This window comes from Flavobacterium sp. (genome assembly GCF_035760125.1).
GTDB lineage: Bacteria > Bacteroidota > Bacteroidia > Flavobacteriales > Flavobacteriaceae > Flavobacterium.
The window spans coordinates 1-5,068 of record NZ_DASTTN010000167.1; the positions used below are offsets into that span (position 1 = coordinate 1).

Annotated in this window: 8 protein-coding genes; 4 read left to right on the top strand and 4 right to left on the bottom strand. The window is 36.0% G+C overall.

Going from position 1 to position 5,068, the window contains the following annotated elements; genetic code table 11:
- From VFS71_RS06445 to VFS71_RS06460, 4 genes are all read right to left on the bottom strand, one after another.
- On the bottom strand, positions 1-372 hold a 372-nt coding region (locus VFS71_RS06445), incomplete at its 3' end, for an ABC transporter ATP-binding protein (RefSeq protein WP_326400082.1).
- Positions 373-423: 51 nt separating this feature from the next.
- The gene (locus tag VFS71_RS06450; protein ID WP_326400083.1) at positions 424-768 is read right to left on the bottom strand and encodes a 5-carboxymethyl-2-hydroxymuconate Delta-isomerase; all 345 of its coding nucleotides are present in this window, start codon (positions 766-768) and stop codon (positions 424-426) included.
- A gap of 61 nt (positions 769-829) precedes the next feature.
- Entirely contained in the window at positions 830-1,858 is a 1,029-nt protein-coding gene (locus VFS71_RS06455) for an iron ABC transporter permease (protein ID WP_326400084.1), read from the bottom strand.
- A 7-nt stretch (positions 1,859-1,865) separates the two neighbouring features.
- A complete protein-coding gene (locus VFS71_RS06460) occupies positions 1,866-3,008 on the bottom strand; it encodes an ABC transporter substrate-binding protein (RefSeq protein ID WP_326400085.1) in 1,143 nt (380 codons plus the stop codon).
- Between the two features lie 96 nt (positions 3,009-3,104).
- Between VFS71_RS06460 and VFS71_RS06465 the strand changes: the two genes are divergently transcribed.
- The 4 genes from VFS71_RS06465 to VFS71_RS06480 form a co-directional block, all read left to right on the top strand.
- Positions 3,105-3,467, top strand: coding sequence for a DUF5522 domain-containing protein (locus VFS71_RS06465; RefSeq protein ID WP_326400086.1), 363 nt, complete (start codon positions 3,105-3,107; stop codon positions 3,465-3,467).
- 43 nt (positions 3,468-3,510) lie between these two features.
- Complete coding sequence (locus VFS71_RS06470) at positions 3,511-4,218, top strand: hypothetical protein (protein WP_326400088.1); 708 nt, start codon at positions 3,511-3,513, stop codon at positions 4,216-4,218.
- 52 nt (positions 4,219-4,270) lie between these two features.
- On the top strand, positions 4,271-4,780 hold the full coding sequence (cobU, locus tag VFS71_RS06475) for a bifunctional adenosylcobinamide kinase/adenosylcobinamide-phosphate guanylyltransferase (RefSeq protein WP_326400091.1): 510 nt from the start codon (positions 4,271-4,273) through the stop codon (positions 4,778-4,780).
- 111 nt (positions 4,781-4,891) lie between these two features.
- A partial coding sequence (locus VFS71_RS06480; RefSeq protein WP_326400092.1) for a nitroreductase family protein occupies positions 4,892-5,068 on the top strand: 177 nt, incomplete at its 3' end.

A 5,068-nucleotide genomic window follows, 5' to 3' on the forward strand; every position in this document is an offset into this window, starting at 1 on the left:
GATTTTAACATCGGTATCTGATAATGTACCGATCCAATTCGTGTAAGGTTGACGTCCTAAAGCAACTAATTCAAAAACAGTTAAATTACTGGGAGGCAATTTTTCGGTCAAAACCATACTTAAATTTTGGGCCAATTCCAAGGGCTCGTAGCTGGATATTTTTTTATCGTTTAGAAATACAGTTCCCTGCAAAGGCTTTTGAATTCCAGTAATAGTTCGTAACAAAGTCGATTTTCCAATACCATTCGCCCCAATCAAAGCAATCAGTTTCCCCGCCTGTAAGTTCAGGTTGAGGTTCTCGGCAATGGTCACAGTTTCTTTTTTGGAGGAGTACCCAATGCTTAAATTTTCTGTGGTGAGGATATTACTCATTTTTGAGATATTCTAAATTCTTAGATAAAAGCTTTATTGAAAAACGAAAATTTACACCATTGATTTATTGCAATAGGTTGCTTTTTCAAAATCCCTGATATTGATGGATAAAATCGGAACCTCAGGAAACATTAGTTTCAACTGACTAACTATTTTGTTCGAGAGATTGCTTTTTTGAGCAGTTGTTCTACCTTCCATTATGTTCGCAAAAATATGAATAAAATCATCTTTAGTATTTCCAGTATTGTAATATCGAAAAGGATTGATGCGAACTTTAATATCTGCTGGGTCAAAAAGACCTGTTGATTCTGCAGTATCATAAACGGCTTGCATAATTTTTTCGGGAGATTTTAGATTCAGTATGTTTTCGGAACAATCAATTACAAAATGTGGCATAATATGTTTTATTTAAATGTTTTTAAAATTGTAATAAATAAACGATTACTGAATTATAAGTTTACTTAAAATTCCTCTTTCGAACCAACAGCCAAATAACCACTGGTGCTCCCAATATCGAAGTAATGGCGTTGATAGGCAAGGTGATTTCCATTCCTGGCATTTGGGAAACTACATCGCAAACCAGCATTATAGCTGCCCCAAAAAGTAAAGTGCTCCAGAATAAAACATTATGATTACTGGTTTGAAATACTAATTTAGCGATATGAGGAACCGCCAATCCGATAAAAGCGATTGGTCCTGCATAAGCCGTTATGCTTCCTGCCAAAATACTTGTTGCCAATATGATTATAAGTCGTGCTTTGTTGAAATTCAATCCCATACTTTTGGCGTAATTTTCACCCAATAGCAGTGCGTTCAATGGCTTTATACTAAGCAAACTGAGAAATAATCCCAGTAAGACACAAATCGTTAAAATAAGGATGGATGTCCAAGACAAATTACCTAGATTTCCCATCGACCAAAAAGTAAATTTTTGTAATTGTTCAGCCGAACTGAAATAGGTAAGAACCCCCACAACAGCACTAGTGAAACTACCAAACATAAGTCCGACGATCAAAATAGCCATCGTGTCCCGCAAGCGTTGTGAAACCAATAAAACCAATAATAAAACGGAGGTACTGCCCAATGTTGAAGCCAAAACGATTCCGTAGGGAGATAACAAAATACCACTCAAAAAGGAAGGTAGTACACTGGCTCCCAATATTACAAAAGCAACACCCAAACTGGCACCCGAACTGAGTCCCAAAACATAAGGACCAGCAAGTGGATTCCGAAATAAAGTCTGCATCAACAATCCGCTTATGGACAATCCCATCCCGACCAGAACTGCCGTAATCGCTTTAGGCAAACGATAGTTGATGATGATGTATTCCCAAGTTGATTTACTGGATTGGCCTCCTGTCAAACTGGTGTAAACTTCCTTGAAAGGTATAGTAATCGACCCTAAACTGATGTTCACAAAAAATAGTATAATCAGCCCTAAAAAAAGGAATGAGAATAAGAGCGTATTTCGTTTTTGATTGTTCAATTTGTATCTAATTCAGTTTTTTAGCAAAAGTAAAAGTATAATTTGGAAGCAACTCAGGATGAAAAATTTTGATGTAATCTTTCAAGACTAAATCTGGTCGGGCAGGTGATAATTCATAAAAAATGGTTCCCCCTGTAGCTCCCAATTTTCCTTCAAAAGTATAAATGTTCTTATCTGAAAAAGCATTAAACTGACTGTAATGTGGGTTGGCTTTTTCCAATTCAGACAATGATTTGAACGAACCAGTTGCAATCCAAAAGTTGGCTGTTTTGGCTTTGTCCAATATGTTTTCAAAAGACAAACCGAGACTTCCGGTACCTTCTAGGTTTTTCCAAAGATAATCCGCTTTGGCATCTTTCATAAATTGGGCAACCCAACTGCTTCCTTTGGCTACAAACCATTGGTCTTGATACATCGAACCGTACAAAACTGTCGAAGTTGGTTTTTTTTCAGCCACCAATGACAAAGCATCATTGTACTCTTTTACGATATTGTCGAATAAAACATCAGCTTCTTTTTCTTTGTCAAATAAAGCGCCGTACAATTTTAGCCATTCCGCTTTCCCAAGCGGGGATTGCTCCATCCAATCGGCTTGGATTAATACATTTAAACCGCTTTTTTGTAAATTTTCAATACTCGGATTGTTGTTGTCAATACCAAAAGTGACGATGAGTTCCGGTGACAATTCTATCAGTTGTTCAATATTGAGTTTTTCGTTTTGACCCACATTTTTGATTGAACCGGCATCAATTAAAGCTCTCGTTTTTTCGGATGAAATATAATCGGTATGGGGGAAACCAACAAGTGATTTTTCAACGCCCAACATTTCAAGAAAAGGAATATTTGTGGTCGAAGTCACTACAATTGATTTCAGTGGAACCGAAATTTGAGTGTATTTTTTTAGGCTGTCCGGAACAATTCCATTTTTTTCTTTTAGAATATAAGTGAAATTTTTAACCGCATCCGGCCAAGGATTTGAAACCGTTACCACAGTATAACCGCTATTTTTGTGAATAGCTAAACTTTTGGCATAATGAATGCTGTTTGGAGTGTTGACATCAGTTTGAGTGTCATTTTTTTCATTTTTTTTACATCCAATAAATGAAAATAGAATGGCGAATAAAATAACTTTGTAGAACGAAAATTTCATATTTTATATTTTTCAATAAGAGCAAAGGTATATTAATTTATAAATTTCCTGTTTAGTTTTTGAAGTAAAAAATAAGACAAATGCTATCTTTACCAAATGAATACAATAAAAGTAAAACATTGTTCAGCTTGTAAAATGCCTTTTAATTGTGGAGATACAGTAGAAGGGAGTAAATGTTGGTGCAATGATTTCCCCCCTATTTTCAATCCTTTTGATATTGCAGATTGCCTTTGTTCGAGTTGTTTCAAAACTGCTTGTTCCGATAAAATTGATGAATTTGTATCGACCATAACTCCGGAAACTGCCATAGGAAACAAAGCTTCGCTATTGCCTGAAAGCACAAACATAATCGAAGGAATTGATTATTATTTTGAAGAAGGCAACTATGTTTTTAAGCCTTGGTTTCATCTCAAACGGGGCTATTGCTGTAAAAGCGATTGCACACATTGTCCGTATTGATTGAAAAGAAGAGCATATTTAATAACATCATAATTTGCTGGTCATGATAGAAAATTTGCCATCCTTTATTACGATAACTTTCGTGGTGACCACGTTGGTTACTTTGGTTCTTTTTTATTGGACTATTCATAGTTCAAGTAAAGATGCTACAAGAAAAAAAGCGAATAGTATTTTATTTGGTATGATGATTTGGTTGCTTATTCAAGCGGTTTTGTCATTCAATAATTTTTACAATTCTAATGTAGATTTGTTTCCGCCCAAAATTGCATTATTTGGTGTTTTGCCCCTAATCATTACAATTGTGCTATTGTTTGCCAAAGCAAAAGGGCGTGAATTTATAGACAGCCTGCCTTTGGTAAATATTATTTACCTGAACGTGGTGAGAATTCCGGTCGAGATCGTTTTGTTTTGGTTATTTCTTTACAAAGCAGTTCCTGAATTAATGACGTTTACCGGGAGAAATTTTGATATAATTGCTGGAATTACCGCGTCTTTTATTGCCTATTATGGATGTACGAAAGTGTTGTTGAGTAGAAAAGTCATTTTAATTTGGAATCTTATTTGTCTTGCCCTTTTAATAAATATTGTAGTAATTGCAATATTGTCGATACCTTCGCCGATGCAAAAGTTTGGTTTTGACCAACCCAATATAGCCGTCTTAAATTTTCCATTTAGTTGGTTGCCCACTTTTATAGTTCCAATTGTTTTCTTTGGACATTTGGTGTCCATAAGACAGTTGTTAAAAAAATAATTTATTCCATAATCAGTGATACAATCCTTAGGGAGATTTTTAAAATAAAAAAATGATATACTTAATAACGGGCGGGGAACGTTCAGGAAAAAGCAGTTATGCCGAAAATTTAGCCAAAGGTTTATCCGAAAAGCCAATGTATGTGGCCACTGCCAGAAAGTGGGACGAAGATTTCCAAAAACGCATTGACTGCCACCAAAAAGACCGTGATGGACGTTGGGAGAATAATGAAAAAGAGAAGCATTTGAGCGAAATTGATTTCTCAGGAAAAGTAGCCATTGTCGATTGCGTGACGCTTTGGCTGACTAATTTTTTTGTGGATACGAAAAATGATGTTGCTTTAAGTTTGGAACAAGCTAAAGCCGAATTGGATGCCATTGCACAACAAGAAAACACAACGATTATTATTGTTACCAATGAAATTGGAATGGGTGTTCATGCTGATACTCATATTGGTAGAAAATTCACAGAACTTCAAGGTTGGATGAATCAATACATCGCCCAAAAAGCCGAAACCGTTGTATTGATGGTTTCCGGGATTCCGGTAAAAATAAAAGGATAGATTTTATAAATTTGGGCGTTCCCCAAGGGTCGGGCTTTTCGTTATATCTTTATTGCCGAACCCCGGCAATAAAGGATGCCACTACAATCCCTAACGCAAAAACTGCACATAATGACATTAGATGAAATCATAAAATCACGCCGTGACACCCGTCATTTTACAAACGATGCAATACCGGATGAAGTAATCCAAAGAGCATTGCAGGCAGGACATTGCGCACCATCCGTTGGTCTGACAGATGCTACTAAATATTATCTCATCAAATCGGCTGATATCAAAAAAGCCGTA

What these genes read in the sequence shown, in the direction of transcription:
- VFS71_RS06465 (WP_326400086.1), top strand. Translation starts at nt 3,105, where the DNA reads ATGAATACAATAAAAGTAAAACATTGTTCAGCTTGTAAAATGCCTTTT.
- cobU (WP_326400091.1), top strand. Translation starts at nt 4,271, where the DNA reads ATGATATACTTAATAACGGGCGGGGAACGTTCAGGAAAAAGCAGTTAT.
- VFS71_RS06450 (WP_326400083.1), bottom strand. Translation starts at nt 768, where the DNA reads ATGCCACATTTTGTAATTGATTGTTCCGAAAACATACTGAATCTAAAA.
- VFS71_RS06460 (WP_326400085.1), bottom strand. Translation starts at nt 3,008, where the DNA reads ATGAAATTTTCGTTCTACAAAGTTATTTTATTCGCCATTCTATTTTCA.
- VFS71_RS06470 (WP_326400088.1), top strand. Translation starts at nt 3,511, where the DNA reads ATGATAGAAAATTTGCCATCCTTTATTACGATAACTTTCGTGGTGACC.